This is a genomic window from Streptomyces sp. NPDC029216 (genome assembly GCF_040648015.1).
In the GTDB taxonomy this organism is placed as follows: domain Bacteria; phylum Actinomycetota; class Actinomycetes; order Streptomycetales; family Streptomycetaceae; genus Streptomyces.
Window position 1 is genome coordinate 18574 of record NZ_JBEZWL010000016.1, and the last position, 16986, is coordinate 35559.

Annotated in this window: 12 protein-coding genes; 7 read left to right on the forward strand and 5 right to left on the reverse strand. The window is 73.8% G+C overall.

Annotated features, from left to right (window positions below):
• Nucleotides 1-64: 64 nt before the first annotated feature.
• A complete protein-coding gene (locus AB0F18_RS09180; protein WP_362056689.1) occupies nucleotides 65-1141 on the reverse strand; it encodes an FAD-dependent oxidoreductase in 1077 nt (358 codons plus the stop codon).
• A gap of 175 nt (nucleotides 1142-1316) precedes the next feature.
• On the opposite strand from AB0F18_RS09180, the gene AB0F18_RS09185 reads away from it, so the two are divergent.
• Nucleotides 1317-6497 (forward strand): caspase family protein, encoded by a 5181-nt coding sequence (locus tag AB0F18_RS09185; protein WP_362056571.1) that lies wholly within the window; start codon nucleotides 1317-1319, stop codon nucleotides 6495-6497.
• On the forward strand, nucleotides 6494-7354 hold the full coding sequence (locus AB0F18_RS09190) for a hypothetical protein (protein WP_362056573.1): 861 nt from the start codon (nucleotides 6494-6496) through the stop codon (nucleotides 7352-7354). Before AB0F18_RS09185 ends, AB0F18_RS09190 begins: the two co-directional genes overlap by 4 nt.
• A 21-nt stretch (nucleotides 7355-7375) precedes the next feature.
• Here the strand turns inward: AB0F18_RS09190 and AB0F18_RS09195 are convergent, their stop codons facing one another.
• Nucleotides 7376-8230, reverse strand: coding sequence for a helix-turn-helix domain-containing protein (locus tag AB0F18_RS09195; protein ID WP_362056575.1), 855 nt, complete (start codon nucleotides 8228-8230; stop codon nucleotides 7376-7378).
• Nucleotides 8231-8331: 101 nt separating this feature from the next.
• On the opposite strand from AB0F18_RS09195, the gene AB0F18_RS09200 reads away from it, so the two are divergent.
• Nucleotides 8332-9783: an MFS transporter gene (locus AB0F18_RS09200; protein ID WP_362056577.1), complete on the forward strand. Its 1452-nt coding sequence runs from the start codon at nucleotides 8332-8334 to the stop codon at nucleotides 9781-9783.
• 148 nt (nucleotides 9784-9931) lie between these two features.
• On the opposite strand, the gene AB0F18_RS09205 is transcribed toward AB0F18_RS09200, so the two are convergent.
• A complete protein-coding gene (locus AB0F18_RS09205; RefSeq protein ID WP_362056579.1) occupies nucleotides 9932-10609 on the reverse strand; it encodes an HAD-IA family hydrolase in 678 nt (225 codons plus the stop codon).
• A 46-nt stretch (nucleotides 10610-10655) separates the two neighbouring features.
• A complete protein-coding gene (locus AB0F18_RS09210) occupies nucleotides 10656-11135 on the reverse strand; it encodes an Lrp/AsnC family transcriptional regulator (RefSeq protein ID WP_362056581.1) in 480 nt (159 codons plus the stop codon).
• 54 nt (nucleotides 11136-11189) lie between these two features.
• Here AB0F18_RS09210 and AB0F18_RS09215 point away from each other — a divergent pair, with 54 nt between their 5' ends.
• The 4 genes from AB0F18_RS09215 to AB0F18_RS09230 all read left to right on the forward strand — a co-directional run bounded on the left by AB0F18_RS09215 (nucleotide 11190) and on the right by AB0F18_RS09230 (nucleotide 15308).
• Entirely contained in the window at nucleotides 11190-12608 is a 1419-nt protein-coding gene (locus AB0F18_RS09215; RefSeq protein ID WP_362056583.1) for a deoxyribodipyrimidine photo-lyase, read from the forward strand.
• Between the two features lie 65 nt (nucleotides 12609-12673).
• A complete protein-coding gene (locus tag AB0F18_RS09220; protein ID WP_362056585.1) occupies nucleotides 12674-13267 on the forward strand; it encodes a histidine phosphatase family protein in 594 nt (197 codons plus the stop codon).
• An 87-nt stretch (nucleotides 13268-13354) separates the two neighbouring features.
• On the forward strand, nucleotides 13355-14875 hold the full coding sequence (locus tag AB0F18_RS09225) for an APC family permease (protein ID WP_362056587.1): 1521 nt from the start codon (nucleotides 13355-13357) through the stop codon (nucleotides 14873-14875).
• A 10-nt stretch (nucleotides 14876-14885) separates the two neighbouring features.
• A complete protein-coding gene (locus AB0F18_RS09230) occupies nucleotides 14886-15308 on the forward strand; it encodes a universal stress protein (protein WP_362056589.1) in 423 nt (140 codons plus the stop codon).
• 22 nt (nucleotides 15309-15330) lie between these two features.
• Here AB0F18_RS09230 and AB0F18_RS09235 read toward each other — a convergent pair whose 3' ends face one another.
• Entirely contained in the window at nucleotides 15331-16962 is a 1632-nt protein-coding gene (locus AB0F18_RS09235; RefSeq protein ID WP_362056591.1) for an FAD-dependent monooxygenase, read from the reverse strand.
• Nucleotides 16963-16986 lie beyond the last annotated feature (24 nt).

The following is a 16986-nucleotide window of genomic DNA, read 5'->3' on the forward strand; positions in this document are numbered from 1 at the left end:
TACGGGGGCGAGGCGCGAGGCCGGCGCCGCCGACCGGGAGTTCCCGGTCGACGGCCCGCCCATGTCAGCGCAGGGCTGACACCGCCGGCCCGCGGGCCAGCAGCCGGCGGATCTCCCGGACGGCGGCCCCGCCCGCCCGGTTCGCGCCGATGGTCGAGGCCGAAGGCCCGTAGCCGACCAGGTGGACCCGCTCGTTCCGTACCGCCCTGGTCCCCTCGATCCGGATCCCGCCGCCCGGCTCGCGCAGCCGCAGCGGGGCCAGGTGGTCGACGGCGGGCCGGAAACCGGTGGCCCAGAGGATCACGTCCGCCTCCACCTGCCGCCCGTCCGCCCAGACGGCCCCCGACGGGGTGATCCGTTCGAAGACCGGCAGCCGGCCCAGCACCCCGGACTCCAGCCCCGCCCGCACGGCCTCGTTCAACGGCAGCCCGGTCACGCTGACCACGCTCCGCGGGGGCAGCCCCCGGCGCACCCGCTCCTCCACCAGTGCCACCGCCGCCCGGCCCTCGGCCTCGCCGAAGCCCCCCGCGCGGAACACGGGGGGCCTGCGGGTGACCCAGGTGGTCCCCGCCGCCACCTCGGAGACCTCCAGCAGGTGCTGCACCGCAGAGGTGCCCCCGCCCACCACGATCACCCGTGCCCCGGCGAACTCCGCGGGCCCGGGGTAGTTCGCGGTGTGCAGCTGACGTCCCCGGAACAGCTCCTGTCCCGGGTAGCGCGGCCAGAACGGCCGGTCCCAGGTCCCGGTGGCGTTGACCAGCGCCCGTGCCGACCAGCTCCCGGCCGCGGACTCCACCACCAGCCGCCCGCCACCGCCCTCGCGCACGGCCGTCACGTCCACCGGCCGCCGCACGCGCAGCCCGAACCGCTCCTCGTAGGCGGCGAAGTACTCCCCGATCACCTCGGACGACGGCCGTAGCGGATCGGCGCCGACGAGCTCCATACCGGGCAGCGCGTGCATCCCGTGCACCTTGCCGTAGGTGAGCGAGGGCCAGCGGAACTGCCAGGCCCCGCCCGGACGGGGGGAGTGGTCGAGCACCACGTGCCCGATGCCGGCCCGGGCCAGGTGGTAGGCACTGGAAAGCCCGGCCTGCCCGGCCCCCACGACCACCACGTCCACGTCCACCGCGTCCCGCACCATTTCGTTCACGGTTCTACTAACTTGCGACGGGTCGTGGAATCTTCCCGGATGATCCGAAGGCCTGCGTGCGGCGGGTGTGCGTCGCTAGAGTCGGCTGCCTGCGGCAAGGTGACGGACGTCCGGCACAGGGGGCGGTTTGGTGGGGCGGCGCTTCTTCATCGGGATGGGCACCGGTGTGTACCGTCACCTCCCCCCGGAGGACCAGCTGGGCTCGGTCTCCTCGGACATAGCCGCCATGGCGCGGCTCTTCGAGGGCTTCGGCTACGACCGCGCCCTGTCCGGACTGGGCGAGTTCGACGGGGCCGAACAGCTGCGCCAGAAGCTGAGCAACTGGTCCGCCTACGCCGACCTCGCGGACGACGACGTCGTGGTGGTCTACTTCGCCGGTCACGGCGTCGTCGAGGAACGCGACCGGCACTACCTGCTGTGCTGGGACTCCCTGGACACCGCGCTGGCCGCCACGGCCCTCGCCACCGAGGACCTGGTCCGTATCCTCTGCAAGGGCGGGATGCGCCACCTCCTGCTGATCCTCGACACCTGCTCGGCCGGAGCGGGCACGGCCGAGGCCTCGGCCACCGCGCTGAAGACGATCGTCTACCAGGGGGTCGCGGCCGAGGCCTCTGCCGGCCTCTGGTTCCTCGCCTCCGCCCGGCGCAAGGAAGAGGCCATCGACGGGGCCTTCGTCTCCGTACTGGGCGGCGCGATCGAGACCACGACCGGGCGGACCGGACAGCGCCAGCAGTATCTCGACCTCAGCGGGCTGGTGGACGCCATCAACGAGCGCTTCGACGCCGTCGGGCGTGGCCAGCGCGCCGAACTGGCCCACGCGCTCGGCACCGTCGTCGCCCCCTTCCTCCCCAACTCCGGCTACCGGGAGGAGTTACCTCCGGCCGGTACCGACCTGGAGGTGCAGGCCCGCGTGGCCGCGCGGGAGCTCGCCGAGCACTTCGGCCCCCGCTCGCGGGGGGTGGAGTTCGAATCGGAACAGGGCCTCTACTTCAGCGGCCGGGTCAACGTGCTCGCAGAACTGGCGGCCTGGCTGACGGCCCCCGAGGACGACGGCCGGGGCCGCGTCGTCACCGGCGTACCCGGCTGCGGCAAATCCGCCGTCCTCGGCCGGATCGTGGCCCTCTCCGATCCCGCCTACCGGGCCCGTCTCGACCTGAGTGACGTCGACCCGCGCACCCTGGTCCCCGAAGGCTGCGTCACCGCCGCCGTCCACGCCCGCCACAAACGCCTCGAAGAGATCGTCGAGCGGATCGCGTCGGCCCTCGGCACCCCGGTGGACGGAGTGGCCGCCCTGCTCCAAGAACTCACCCGGCGCGGCCGCCAAGGGCCCCCGCTGGTCATCGTCGTCGACGCCGTCGACGAAGCCGGATCCGACACGGCCGCCGACGCCGGAGGACACGGCGAACCCCGCCGCATCACCCGCGAACTGCTGCGCCCCATGGCGGAGATCCAAGGCGTGCGCCTCCTGGTGGGCACCCGCCGCGAACTAGTGACCCCCCTCGGCCCCACCTTCACCTGCCTGGACCTCGACAAGGAGGAGTACCGGGCCGGAACCGAGGACGTCAGCGCCTACGTCGCCCGCGTCCTGCTGGCAGCCGAGGAGGCCGAGGTCCGCACCCCCTACCGGGGCCGCTCCGAACTGGCCTGGACCGTCGCCCGCGGGGTGGCCGACAAGGCCGCCGGGGTCTACCTCTACGCACGTATGACGGCCCGTACCCTGCGCTCCGACGAGGCGCCGGTGGACATCGGCCGACCGGGCTGGGAGGACAACCTCCCCAGCGAGGTCGGCGATGCCTTCGACGACTACCTGGCCCGCTTCGGACCCGATGAGCCCCGGGTGCGCCGCATGCTGCTCGCTCTGGCGTTCTCCGAGGGCAAGGGTCTGCCGCGCGGCAGGGTGTGGACCGAGCTCAGCTCCGCGATCTGGGGCATCCCCTGCTCCGAGGAGGACGTCAGCTGGGTCCTCGACGTGGCGGCGGCCTACATCGCGGAAGTCGTGGACGACGACCGGCGCTCCGCGTACCGCCTGTACCACAAGGCACTCGCCGAACATCTGCGTGCGACCGCCGCCCGCAGCGCACGCGAAATCCAGCACGCGGTCGTCGACGCCCTCGCCCGGCTCGTGCCCCGGGCAGCACCGGACCAGCCGGACTGGTTCGCCGCGCTGCCCTACGTACGCCAGCACCTGGCCACCCACGCCGTCGCGGCCGGACGACTGGCGGAACTCATGGAAGACCCCGGCTTCCTGCTGGCCAGCGAACCGCTCACGCTCCTGAGGGCGTTCGCAGCCATGGAAGGCGATGGAGCCCCCGGGGTCCGCGGCGCCTACGAGCAGATCGCACACCGCCTCACCCCCGAGACCCCGCTCGGGGACCGGGCCGCCGACCTCCAGCTGTCGGCCCGCCGCTGCCAGGCCGAGCGCCTGGCCGGCCGGGTCGGCGAACTCGCCGTGGCCCGCCCGTGGTCCGCCGACTGGGCCTGGTGGTCCACCAGCGGCGCCCACCGCCTGCTGGGCGGCCACGACCGCCCTGTGGGCTGCGTCGCCGTGGGTGCCCTGGACGGCCGGCCGATCGCGGTCACCGGCAGCGAGGACACCACGGCACAGGTGTGGGACCTGACGACCCAGCGCCGGATCGGCGCCCCGCTCTCCGTCGGGATCACCGTCAACGCACTCGCCATCGGCGACCTGGGCGACTTCACAGTCGCCCTCACCGGTGGTGACGACGGCACCGTCCGTGTCTGGGACCTCTCGGCCGGCCAGGAGTACGGGGAGCCGCTCACCGGCCACACGAACCGGATCCTGTCGATAGCCATCGGTGAGGTGCGGGGCAAGGCGGTGGTGCTGACCGGGAGCGCGGACGGCACCGCCCGCCTGTGGGATCTCGAGGGCCGGAGCCAACTGGGCGCTGAGCTCGTCGCGCACCGGCGGTCGGTCCGCAGCGTGGACCTCGGCCGTTTCGACGGCCGTGCCATCGCCCTCACCGGTGGCGAGGACAAAACCGTGTACGTGTGGGACCTCGAAGGGGTTCTGGACGGAGGGGACGCCCGGCGCGACGGCAATCCGCTGGTCGGTCCCGCCGGCGTCGTGCAGACCGTGCGCGCAGTGGAACTGGACGGGCGTTCGCTCGCCCTGGTGGGGGATTCGACCGGCATGCTCAGCTGCTGGGACCTCGCCGACCGCCGTCAGGTGGGAGAGCCGGTCGAGGCGCACACCGATGATTCGCTCGGCGGCGTGCTCTCGGCGGTGACGGGCGAGTTCGCCGGCCGCCCGGTCGTACTGACGGGCGGCCGCAAGAGCGCCCGGCTCTGGGACCTGCGCGCGCAGCGTCAGCTGGGCCGGCCGATGCGTGGCCATCTGGAGGCCATGACCGCCGCGGCCCTCGCGGTCCGCGGCGAGACCGCTCTGGCCATCACCACGGGCGCCGACCACACGGCACGCGTGTGGGACCTGGCGGCAGACCGGCCGGACGAGGGGCACACCCGGTCGGTGTCCGCCACCGCGTTCTGCGAAGCGGGCGGCAGACCCTTCGTCGTCACCGGAAGCGCCGACGGTACGGCCCGGGTGTGGGATCTGCGCACCCGCGAGCAGTTGGGCCCGCCCTTGGAAGGCCATACCGGGGATGTGGCAGCGGTCGCGGCCACGGTGATCCAGGGCCGGCTGACCGTGGCGACCGGCGGATCGGACACCAAGGTCCGCCTGTGGCAACCGATGGGCGGCGGTACCGAGAGCGCCGAGCTGACGGGTCACACGAACGCGGTCGCCTGCGCCGCGTTCGGCGAACTGGCAGGCAGGCACGTCCTGGTCAGCGGCAGCGGGGACGGCACCGTCCGGATCTGGGACGTGGAATCGGGAACGCCTGTCGGCCGCCCGCTCGCGGGCCATGTGGGGAATGTCGAACATCTGGCCGTACGGGGTGTGGGCGGAGAGCTGGAGGTCGCCGTCGCGACCGACCTGGCCCACGCCTATGTGTGGCGGGTCACGAGGGAGGGCGGCGGGCTCCGAACCCGCCTGCTCGGGCACCGGGACGTGAAGGGCCTTGCCCGCTACACCTCGGTGGAGGGGGTGGCCTTCCACCACGGACAGGCCGTGGTGCTCGCCAAAGGACAGGCCAACGGCCTCCAGGTCTGCGAGATCATCAGCGGTGACCTCGTGGCCGGTCCGTTCCCGGCGCGGAACGGAACGGCCTACGGTGCGACGCTCGGACGGCTGGGCGCCGAATCCGTGGTGGCCGTCAGCGGAGGGCAGCAGGTGGGAGTCTGGCGTGCCGTTCGGTACGACCCGTCAAAGCCGCTCCCCGAACCGGACTGGCTCCTTGGGCCGGCGAACACCTACTCCGCTCCGATCTTCGGCCGGGTGGACGGGGCCGTGGTCGTCCTCACCGTCGGGTTCTCGGAGGTCACCGTCTGGGACCTGGGCGGGATGCACACGGTCGGCGAACCGCTGTGCGGTACTGCCAGGGGCCTGCTGTTCGCCGACATCGTCGAAGGACAGGACGGACGGCCGCTGGTCGTGACGGGGAGCAGCGGTTCGGGAGCCATCCGCCAGCACGACCTGGCCGACGGCAGCCAGGTGGCACCCCAGCTCACCTCCGAGGGCCTCCTCTACGACGCGTCCACCAGCCTGCTGGACGGACATCCGGTGGTGGTGCGCAGCACCTGGGACTCGGTCGAGGTATGGGACCTCGCGGCCCGTCGCCGGCTGCTGAAACGGCCCGGCACCGTGGTCGCCACCCACACGGTCCAGTTCGGAGACCGGCCGATCGTGGTATGGGCCACCAGCGACAACACGTTGGAAGCCTGGGACCTGCGTGACCGGACCGCGGCCTGCAAGCCGATGGAGGGGCACACGTCCAGCGTGATGGCGGTGCGCGATCTGGTCGTCGGCGGCGTCCACACCTTGGCGAGTGCCTCGTACGACGGCACCGTCCGGCTGTGGAGCCCGGAGACGGGCCGGCCCCTGGGCGAGGTGATGACGGGATTCGCGCTCGGCGCGACCGCCCTGGAACTCCTGCGACTCGACGGAGCCGAGCTCGCCGTCGTCGGATCGGGCGACGGACGGATTGCCGTCCGTCGGCTGGACGCCGGCCGCGCCACGGTGGGGGAGTTCCCGCCGTTCGCCTCCGCCGTCAGCGACATCCACTTCGCCGAAATCCGGGGCGTTGCGGTCCTCGCGGCCGCCGACCGGCACGGCCTGCTGCGTGTCGGCCGTATGAACACTCTCAGCTGGACGTCCGAGATCAACATCGGCAGCAGCATCAACGGTTTCTCCATCGACCGCGAAGGCCATATCTGCGTGGCCACCGACATGGGCGTCGTCGCCCTGACCCTGACGGAGGTGCGGCCGTGAGCCGGATCGTGTTCGTGCACGGTATCGCGCAGGAGACCGTGGGCCCCGAGTCGCTGCTCGCCGAGTGGTACCCCGCGCTCTGCGACGGGCTCGTCCTCGCCGGTGGGGAGAAGCCTGCGCGCGAGGAGGTCGCCATGGCCTTCTACGGCGACCTCTTCCGCAAGGCCGGCCACCGCGGCCTCGGCACCCCCGAGCTCGACGCCTCCGACGTCGAGGAGGGCACCGAGCGTGAACTCCTGCTCCAGTGGTGGGAGTACGCCGCCCAGCTCGACCCCCGGCTGCCCGGCCCGGGGGACCGGACCCGGCTGCGGACCGTGCGTCCCGTGCAGCGGGCCCTGGACGCGCTCAGCCACTCCGCGTTCTTCGCCGGCATGGGGGAGCGGCTGATGATCGGCGCCGCCCGGCAGGTCCGTCGCTACTTCACCGAGCAGCAGGTCAGGGACGCGATCCGGGAGCGGTTCGAGCGTACGCTCACCGAAGCGACCCGGGTGGTCGTCGCGCACTCCCTCGGCTCGGTCGTCGCCTACGAGGCCCTGTGCGCGGGCCCCGACCGTCCCGACGTCACGCTCGTGACCCTGGGCTCCCCGCTCGGCGTCCGCCATCTCGTCTTCGACCGGCTTCGGCCGCCGCCGCACGCCGGACGAGCCCGCTGGCCCGCGCCGGTGCGGCAGTGGGTCAACATCGCCGACAGGGGTGACCTCGTGGCGCTGGCCAAGGAGCTCCGGCCGCTGTTCGGGGACCGGATCCGAGACCTGCCGATCCACAACGGGGCCAAGGCGCACGACGTACGGCCCTACCTGACGGCCGTCGAGAGCGGCCGGGCCATCGCGGCGGGCCTGGCCGGGCCCGGGGCCTGATCGGGGATCCGGCTGCCCAGATCAGACCGCCGCCGGGGACAGGGCTCGGAGTTGTTCCAGGCGGAGGCGGGTTTCCTCGTCCAGGGGGACGAACGTCGTCAGGCGGGGGCCGGCCGCCGGGCCCAGCCACAGGTTGGTGTGTTCCAGGCGGAGCAGGCCCACATGGGCGTTGCGGATGTACTTCACGTTGCCGCCCATGCCGACCACCTCGTGCCGCGCCCAGATCTCGCGGAACTCCGGCGAGGCCGCCTCCAGCCGGGCCAGCAGGGTCTTCCAGGCCGGTTCTGCCAGGTGTCCGGCCATCGAAGCCCGGAACTTGGCCGCCATCAGGCGGTTCACGTCCGGCATGTCGGCCAGGGACGCCCGCCAGTCGGGGTTGGTGAAGGCCAGCCACATGCAGTTGCGGTCCTCCCGCGGCAGCCGGTCCAGGTCGCACAGGAGCCGTCCGTACGTGGCGTTGTACGCGAGGATGTCGTACCGGCTGTTCTGTACGCACGCCGGGATCGGGTCCAGCTGGTCGAGCATGGCCCGCAGCGCCGGGGTCACGCTCGGGCAGCGGGTGTCCGGCGCGGGATCGGTGCTTCCCGCGAGGGCGAACAGGTGCGTGCGCTCGCTGGAGTCCAGCAGCAGGGCGCGCGCCAGGGCGTCCAGGACCTGGGGGGACACCTGGATCTCGCGGGCCTGCTCCAGCCAGGTGTACCAGGTGACGCCGACGGCGGAGAGCTGGGCGACCTCCTCGCGGCGCAGTCCGGGGGTGCGCCTGCGGCGGCCGCGCGTCAGCCCGACCTGTTCCGGGGTGATCCGCTCGCGGCGGCTGCGCAGGAAGTCGGCCAGCTCGTGCCGGCGCAGGTCGCTCTGGGGGGCCACAGTGGTCATGGGTCCAGCGTGCCGCATCGCCCAGCCGGTTTCCAGGTACTCCTGGTACCAGGATAAGGAGACTCTGGTACCAGGCTGAGTGGGGGAGGATCGTTTCTTCCGTGACCGAAACGACCGTACGAACGCCGCCCCGTACCTCCACCCCCACCTCCCCGGCCCGGGCCCACCAGCCCGCCGGAATCTCGCCGCTCGGCCTGTTCACCGTGCTGCTGGGCGCGGCCCTCCCGCTGATCGACTTCTTCATCGTCAACGTGGCGCTGCCCGCCATCGACACCGACCTCGCCGCCGGCCCGGCCATGCTGGAACTGGTCGTCGGCGGTTACGGCGTCGCCTACTCGGTGCTGCTGGTGCTGGGCGGCCGCCTCGGCGACACGGCCGGCCGACGCCGGCTGTTCCTGATCGGCATGGCCGCCTTCGGCGCCACCTCCCTCGCCTGCGGCCTGGCCCCCACCGCCTGGACCCTGGTCGGCGCGCGGGTGGCCCAGGGGGCCGCGGCGGCGCTGATGCTGCCCCAGGTGCTCGCCACCATCCAGGCCACGACCGAGGGGCCGCGCCGGGCCCGCGCGATGAGCCTGTACGGGGCCACCGCCGGGCTGTCGATGGTCGCCGGCCAGATCCTCGGCGGGGTCCTGGTCGCCGCCGACGTGGCCGGCTCCGGCTGGCGCTCGGTGTTCCTGGTCAACGTGCCGGTGGTGCTCCTCGGGCTGGTGCTCGCCGTCCGGGCCGTCCCGGAGACCCGCTCCGACCGCCCGGCGTCGGTGGACGTACCCGGAACGCTGCTGCTGGGGCTGACGCTGGTGTCCCTGCTGCTCCCGCTGACGGAGGGCCGGGCGGCCGGCTGGCCGCTGTGGACGTGGGTGTCGCTGGCCGTCTCCCCGCTCGCCGCCGTGGCCTTCTACCTGACCGAGCGCCGCGCCGACCGCCTCGGGCGGACCCCGCTGGTGCCGCCGAGCCTGCTGCGCCTGGTGTCGCTGCGGCGCGGGCTGGCGATGCTGCTGCCGTTCTCGATCGGCTTCAGCGGCTTCATGTTCGTCGTGGCCGTCGCGCTCCAGCAGGGGCTGCGCATGGGCCCGGTGTCGGCGGGGCTCGCCCTGGTGCCGATGGCCCTGGCCTTCTTCGCCGCCTCGCTCGCCGGTCCCCGGCTGGTCGGGCGCTTCGGCAGCCGGGTGGTCACCGCCGGCGGGATCATCCAGGCCGTGGGCATCGGCCTGCTGCTGGTGACCGTCTGGCGCGGCTGGCCCGGCCTGGGCCTCGCGGCCCTCGCCCCCGGGGTCGCCATCGCGGGCCTGGGGCAGGGCCTCCAGCTGCCCGTGCTGATGCGGCTGATGCTCTCGGACGTGCCGGCGGACCGGGCCGGGGTGGGCAGCGGGGTCATGGTCACCACGCAGCAGTCCTCGCTCGCCCTGGGCGTGGCGACCGTCGGCAGCCTCTTCCTCGCCCTGGCGGCCGCGCTGGGCATGCGGGACGCCCTGGCGGTGACCCTGCTGGTGCAGCTCGGGCTGATCGCCCTTGCGGTCCTGCTCAGCCTGCGCCTGCCGCGCGTCATGCGCTGAGTCCGCGCTCCAGGGCGGCTGCTCGCGGTGACCCGCCGCGGGCTGGTCACCCGATGCGGGCTGGTCACCCGCCCCTGGTCACCCGCCCCTGGTCACCCCGGGGGCGGGTCACCCGCCCCCGGTCACCCGGCCCCGTTCCCGCCCCCGGTCACCCGGCCCGCAGGGACTCCAGCCAGGCCTCGGCCTCGGCCGCGCCGAACTCCGCCTGCCCGCCCGCGAAGAGCAGGCCCGCGCCGGCGAAGGCCGGGTCGGCGGCGCTCTCCGCCACGTACGGCACGGCCAGGCAGTGCATCCCGGCGGCGCGGGCCGCCAGCGCCCCCGGCGCCGCGTCCTCGACCACCACGCAGGAGGCGGGGACGGCGCCGAGCCGGCGGGCCGCCTCCAGGAACACGTCAGGGGCGGGCTTGCCCCGTTCGACCTCCTCGGCGGAGACCGCCGTGGTCAGCAGCGCGGCCAGCCCGGTGCCCTCCAGTACGGCGTCGATCGCCTCCCGGGAGGACCCCGATGCCACCGCCATCGGAACGCCCCGGGCGTGCAGCCGTTCCACGAACCTGCGCATCTCCGGGAAGGCCTCCGTACGGGTGCGGGCCAGCTCCAGATAGGCGGCGTTCTGCTCCGCCAGCAGCTGCTCCACCGGCGCCCGCAGCCCGTGCCGCTCCTTGAGGATCTCCAGCGTCTCCAGGGTGCCGATGCCGATGAACCGGGAGTGCTGCTCCCAGTCGAAGTCGGGGACCCCGTGGCGCTGCAGGGTGAGGCGTCCGGACTCGTAGTAGTTCGGCTCGCTGTCCACGAGGGTGCCGTCGAGATCGAATATGACGGAGATCATCCGTTGTGCCCGTCCTGCCGGTCGTGTCGCTGCCCAGCCCATCCTGTCAGGGTTTGCGCACGGCCCGTCCCACGGACTCGACCAGCGGCAGCAGCCGGTGCGCGACCCGCTCCCGCAGGGCCACCTCGGTCCGGGTGCGGACGACTCCCGGGAGCCGGATCAGCCGCTGGATCACGTCCTCCAGATGGGCGTTGTCCCGGGCGGCCACCCGCGTCAGCAGGTCCCCTCCTCCGGTGATCGAGAAGGCCTCGATGATCTCCGGTACGGCGGCCAGGGCGTCGCCCACCTCGTCCAGGTGCCCCTGGGTGACCTCGATGTGCACGAAGGCCAGCACCGGGTGCCCGAGTGCGGCGGGGGAGAGGGAGGGGCCCGTTCCGGTGATCACCCCCGTGCGCTCCAGCCGGTCCAGCCGGGCCTGGAGGGTTCCGCGCGCCACGCCGAGGATCCGGGCGTACTCGCGGACACTGGTGCGCGGCTGCTCGATCAGCAGGCGCAGGATCCGGGTGTCGAGCTCGTCCACCGCCATGTCAGGACTGTACCAATGGTCCGTTCAGCCCGGATTGCCCATGGTTCGGATCGGATGGGGGAGACCAGCGCCTTGAAGACCGCCAAGACCGCCAAGACCGAGAAGACCGCCGTCGTCCTGTACACCGGCGACCTGCGCCTGCACGACCACCCGCCGCTGCGCTCCGCGCTCGCCTCCTGCGACCGGGTGGTCCCGCTCTTCGTCCGGGACCGGGCCGTCGAACGCTCCGGCTTCGCCGCGCCCAACCGGCTGGCCTTCCTCGCCGACTGCCTCGCCGACCTCGACGCCGGACTGCGCGAGCGCGGCGGCCGCCTCGTCCTGCGCTCCGGGGACGTCGTCGACGAGGTCTGCGCCCTCGCCCGGGAGACCGACGCCGACGAGGTCCACCTCGCCGCCGGGGTCAGCGGCTACGCCCAGTCCCGCGAACGCCGCCTGCGCGAGGCCCTGCGGGCGCAGGGGTGCGCCCTGCACGCGCACGACGGGGTGATCACCGCGGTGGCCCCCGGCGCGGTCCTCCCCCGTGGCTCGGGCTCCGACCACTTCGCCGTCTTCACCCCGTACCTGCGCCGCTGGAGCGCGCTGCCCCCGCGCGAGGCGCTCGCCGCCCCGCGCGCCGTCCGCGTCCCCGAGTCCATCGGGTCCGAGGAGCCGCCCCGCCGCTCCGCCGTCACCGGGACCTCCCCGGGCCTGGCGCCCGGCGGCGAGGCCGAAGCCCGTCGGCTGCTGACCCGCTGGCTGCGCTCGGGCGTCGCCCGGTACGAGGACACCCACGACGACCTGGCCGCCGACGCCACCTCCCGGCTCTCCCCGCACCTGCACTTCGGCACCCTCTCCCCCGTCGAGGCCGTCCAGCGCGCCCGCGCCGCCGGCGGCCCCGGCGCCGAGGCTTTCGTCCGGCAGCTGTGCTGGCGCGACTTCCACCACCAGGTCCTCGCCGCCCGCCCCGCGGCCGCCGCCGAGGACTACCGCCCCCGCCACGACCGCTGGCGCACCGGGTCCGCCGCCGAGGAGGAGGTCCAGGCCTGGAAGGACGGCCGCACCGGCTACCCGGTGGTCGACGCGGCCATGCGCCAGCTGCGCCACGAGGGCTGGATGCACAACCGGGGCCGGCTGCTGACCGCCTGCTTCCTCACCAAGACCCTCTACGTGGACTGGCGCACCGGAGCCCGGCACTTCCTCGACCTCCTCGTGGACGGGGACGTGGCGAACAACCAGCTCAACTGGCAGTGGGTGGCCGGAACCGGCACCGACACCCGCCCCAACCGGGTCCTCAACCCCGTCCGCCAGGCCTTCAGGTACGACCCCCGGGGCCGCTACGTCCACCGCTGGGTACCCGAACTGGCCGGCCTGCCCGCGCCCCGGGTCCACGAACCCTGGCGGCTGCCCGCCGAGGAGCGGGCCCGCTACGACTACCCCGACCCGGTGGTGGACCTCTCCGACGCCCAGGCCCGCTTCCACGAGGCCCGACAGTGACACGTGCGCGCCGCTCCACCGCCCTGACGTGCCGGGCGCGAGCCGCTCCCCATAGGGTCCGGGGCATGAGTGATCTTCTGCTGGTGAGGCACGGGGAGACGGCGTGGAGCGCCAACGGGCGGCACACGGGACTCACCGACGTCCCGCTGACCGCGCGCGGCGCCGACGAGGCCCTCTCGCTGGCCCCCTACTTCCGCGACCGGCACCCCGCCCTGGTGCTGACCAGCCCGCTGAGCCGGGCGGTGGCCACGGCCGAACTCGCCGGGCTGACCGACGGGGTGCCCGAGCCGGACCTCCACGAGTGGGACTACGGCGGCTACGAGGGCATCACCACCGCCGAGATCCAGCGCACCCGGCCCGACTGGTCGCTGTGGACCGACGGGGTCCCGCAGGGCGACGCCCACCACCCCGGGGAGAGCGCCGCCCAGGTCGGGGCCCGCGCCGACCGGGTCCTGGCCCGGGCCGGCGAGGTGCTGCGCGCCGACAAGGGCGATGTCGTGCTCGTCGCCCACGGCCACTTCCTGCGCGTCCTCACCGCCCGCTACCTCGGCCTGCCCCCGACGGACGGCCGGCTCTTCCTGCTGCGCACCGGAACGGTCAGCGTCCTGTCCACGGAACACGGCCTCCCGGTGGTGGCGGGCTGGAACGTCCGCCCCTGAAACCGGCGGCGCCGGGGCGAGCGGGGCCGCCACCCGGACGACCCGCGCCGCCTCGCGCGGCACCGCCGCGCGCGTGACGATGCGTACATGGACCAGGGCGACCACGGCCGACCGGAGGGCACCCTCCCCGACGCCGCCTCCGGCGAGGACACCCTCCAGGCCAACGCGATCGGCTTCCTCGACGCGCTCGTGATCGGCCTGAACTCCACCTCGCCGGCCTACTCCCTGGCCGCCGTCATCGGCCCGATCGTCGCCATCGCCGGCATCTACGCCCCGGGCGTGATGCTGGCCTCCTTCGTGCCGATGCTGCTCATCGCCGCCGCCTTCTACTACCTCAACAAGGTCGACCAGGACTGCGGCACCACCTTCTCGTGGGTGACCCGCGCCATGGGGCCCTGGGCGGGCTGGCTCGGCGGCTGGGCCATCACCATGACCGGAGTCCTCGTCATCGGCTCCCTCGCCGACGTCGCCGTCCACTTCGGGCTGCTCGCCGTCGGCCTCGACGGCTGGGCCGACAACACCGTGGTCCGCCAGACCCTCACCGTCGTGGTGATCCTCGCGATGACCGCGATCTGCGTCATCGGCACCGAACTGTCGGCGCACTTCCAGGACGTCCTCATCCTGGCCCAGGTCCTCTTCCTCCTGGTCTTCGCCGTCGTCGCCATCTACCGCGTCTACGCCGGCACCAGCACCCTCGGCTCCGTCCACCCGTCCATGACCTGGCTCAACCCCTTCGGCGCCGGCGGCAGCGCGCTCACCGGCGGCCTGCTGCTCGGCGTGTTCATCTACTGGGGCTGGGAATCCGCCGTGAACCTCACCGAGGAGGTCGAGGACTCCGCGACCGCGCCCGGCAAGGCCGGCATCTGGTCCACCCTGGTCCTGCTGGTCACGTACCTGTCCGTCGGCTTCGCCATCGTCGCCTACGCCGGGACGAAGTTCCTCGCCGAGAACGCCGGCGAGGAAGAGGCGATCTTCGCCGTCCTCGCGCACGAGGTGATGGGCGGCTGGGACTGGATGGTGCTCCTCGCCGTCTGCACCTCCGCCCTCGCCTCCACCCAGACGACGATCATCCCGGCCTCCCGCACCGCCCTGTCCATGGCCCGCCGGCACGCCCTGCCCCCGCACCTCGCGCACATCCACCACCGCTTCCACACCCCCGACGTCAGCACCTGGTGGGTGGCCGTCATCGCCATCGCCTGGTACCTCGCCGTCAACCAGATCAGCGAGAACGCCCTGCTCGACTCCCTGACCGCCCTCTCGCTGCTCATCGCCTTCTACTACGCGCTCACCGGCCTGGCCTGCGCCGTCTACTACCGCCGCCACCTGCTGGAGAACGTCCACAACTTCCTGCTCATCGGTGTCGGCCCCCTGGTCGGCGCCGGGCTGCTGGCCTGGCTCCTCGTGGAGTCCGTCCACGACATGTCCGACCCGGGGAACTCGGCCGGCGGGACCTCCTGGTTCGGTCTCGGCCCGCCCCTGGTCATCGGGATCGGCATCGCCGTCGTCGGCGTGCTCCTGATGTGCTTCTGGCGGATCCGCGACGGCAGGTTCTGGCAGGAGCGCCGGGGAGTGGTCGACCCGGCCCTCGTCCGCGGCGGGAAGAGCTGAGGAGTCCCGGATGTCCGTAGTCCTCGGGTACGACGAGTCCCCCGGCGCCGAGCGGGCCCTGCGCGTCGCCCTCGAAGTGGCCACCGCCTTCGGGGAACCGCTGGTCCTCGTCTACGGTGCGGCCGCGCCCGGCGCCGCCGGGGAGGAGTACCGCGCCCACCGCGAGGCCGTCCTCCAGGCGGGCCGCAGCGCGCTCGCCCGGGCCGTCGAGGCCGCGGACGAGGCCGGGGTGCCCTCGGCGGTCGAGGTGATGGACGACAAACCGGCCCAGGCCCTGCTCGCCGCCGCCGAACACCACCACGCCCGGGTCATCATCGTCGGCACCTGGGGCGACAGCCCCATCCGCGGGGCCCTGCTCGGCTCGACCCCGCACAAGCTCCTGCACCTCTCCCCGGTCCCGGTGCTCTGCGTCCCGACCGAGGAGACCGGCTAGCAGGACACCGCAGACCGTGCGGCTACGCGAAGACCCCCGCGAGGTACTCGGCCAGCCCCTCGGCGGACGGCGGGCACAGCCGCGCCCCCAGATAGCCGTCCGGGCGCACCACGAAGGCCGTCGGCTCCCGCACCCCGTAGCGCAGGGCGAACTCGCCCCGCCCGTCGCGGTACACCGGCATCGGCGTGGCCCCGGCGGGCGCGGTCCCGCCCTCGGTGAGGACCGCGTACGCCGTGAGCCGCCCCGCCGGCGACCCGCCCGTCAGTGCGGCGAGTCCGGGAACGAACGAGTCCCACGCGCCGTCGGTGTACACCAGCAGCACGTGCTCGCGGTCCCTCAGCAGGTCGTGGAGCCGCAGCGGATAGGCGGGGACGTCCCCGGCCAGCCCGCCGCAGTCGGGGGCCCGGTCGCCGGGCCCCGGCCCGGTGCCGTGGGCGTCCCCGGGGTCCGGGGGCCGTACCACCGGACTGTCGGGGTAGCCCACCAGCAGCTGGGCCTCGCGCAGCACCGCGGTCGTCTCCCCGCCGGCCGCCCCGGCCGTCCGGCGGGCGTGGCGCACCGTCCGCCCGACGACCTCCTCGCCGACCGGCCGGCGCTCGGCGTCGTAGCTGGCCAGCAGCCGCGGGTGCGCGGAGCCGCCGACGGCGAGGGCGAGCTTCCAGGCCAGGTTCCAGGCGTCCTGGATGCCGGTGTTCATCCCCTGCGCGCCGGTCGGCGGATGGATGTGCGCCGCGTCCCCGGCGACGAAGACCCGGCCGTCGGAGTACCGGTCCACCAGCCGGTGGCTGATCCGGAACACCGAGGACCAGCGCAGGGCCGAGGCGGTCACCGGCCGCGGCGACATCCGGTCCAGCACCGCCTGGACGTCGGCGAGCGCGGGGGCCCGGGCGCCCTCCAGCCCGTGCGCCACCCCGTCGCCGGCCGCCGGCGCGGCGGCCGCGGAGAGCTCCGGGGGCACCAGCATGGACATCCGGTACCGGCCCGGCCCGGGCAGCGGGATGCAGACCAGCACGTCGTCGACCTTCCCGTCGGCGTCGTGGTGCACGGCCCGCACGGTGTACCCGTACGGCAGGTCCCAGCCGACCTCCACGTCGGCCAGCATGTACTCCTCGGGGAAGGCCCCGCCCTCGAAGCGGAGCCCGAGCCCCTTGCGGACGGTGCTGTGCGCCCCGTCGCAGCCCACCAGGTACCGGGTCCGCAGCTCCTCCTCGCCGCCCGGTCCCGTCAGCAGGACATTCACCCCGTCGTCGTCCTGCGTGAACGACACCAGTTCCGTGCTCCGCTCGATCCCGGTGCCGAACCGGGCCAGGAAGTCCTCCAGGATCCGCTCCGTCTCGTACTGCGGCAGCGCCGCGAACCCGTACGGCACCTCGGGCGGCAGCTCCATCCGCAGCGGTTCCCGCTCCTCGCCGTCGACGTAGAGCAGCTGCCCGCGCAGCGGGACCGCCGCGTCCAGCGCGTCCGAGACCAGCCCCATCCGGTCCCACAGCTCCAGCGTCCGTGGCTGGATGCCCACGGCCTTCGCGTACGGCAGCCGGGCCGGGAGCCGGTCCACGATCCGGCAGTCCACCCCCCGCCGGCGCAGTTCCACCGCCGCCGTCAGCCCCACCGGGCCCGCGCCCACGACGAGCACGTCCACCGCCGCGCCGTTCATACGTCCATCGTGTCCACGGCCGCG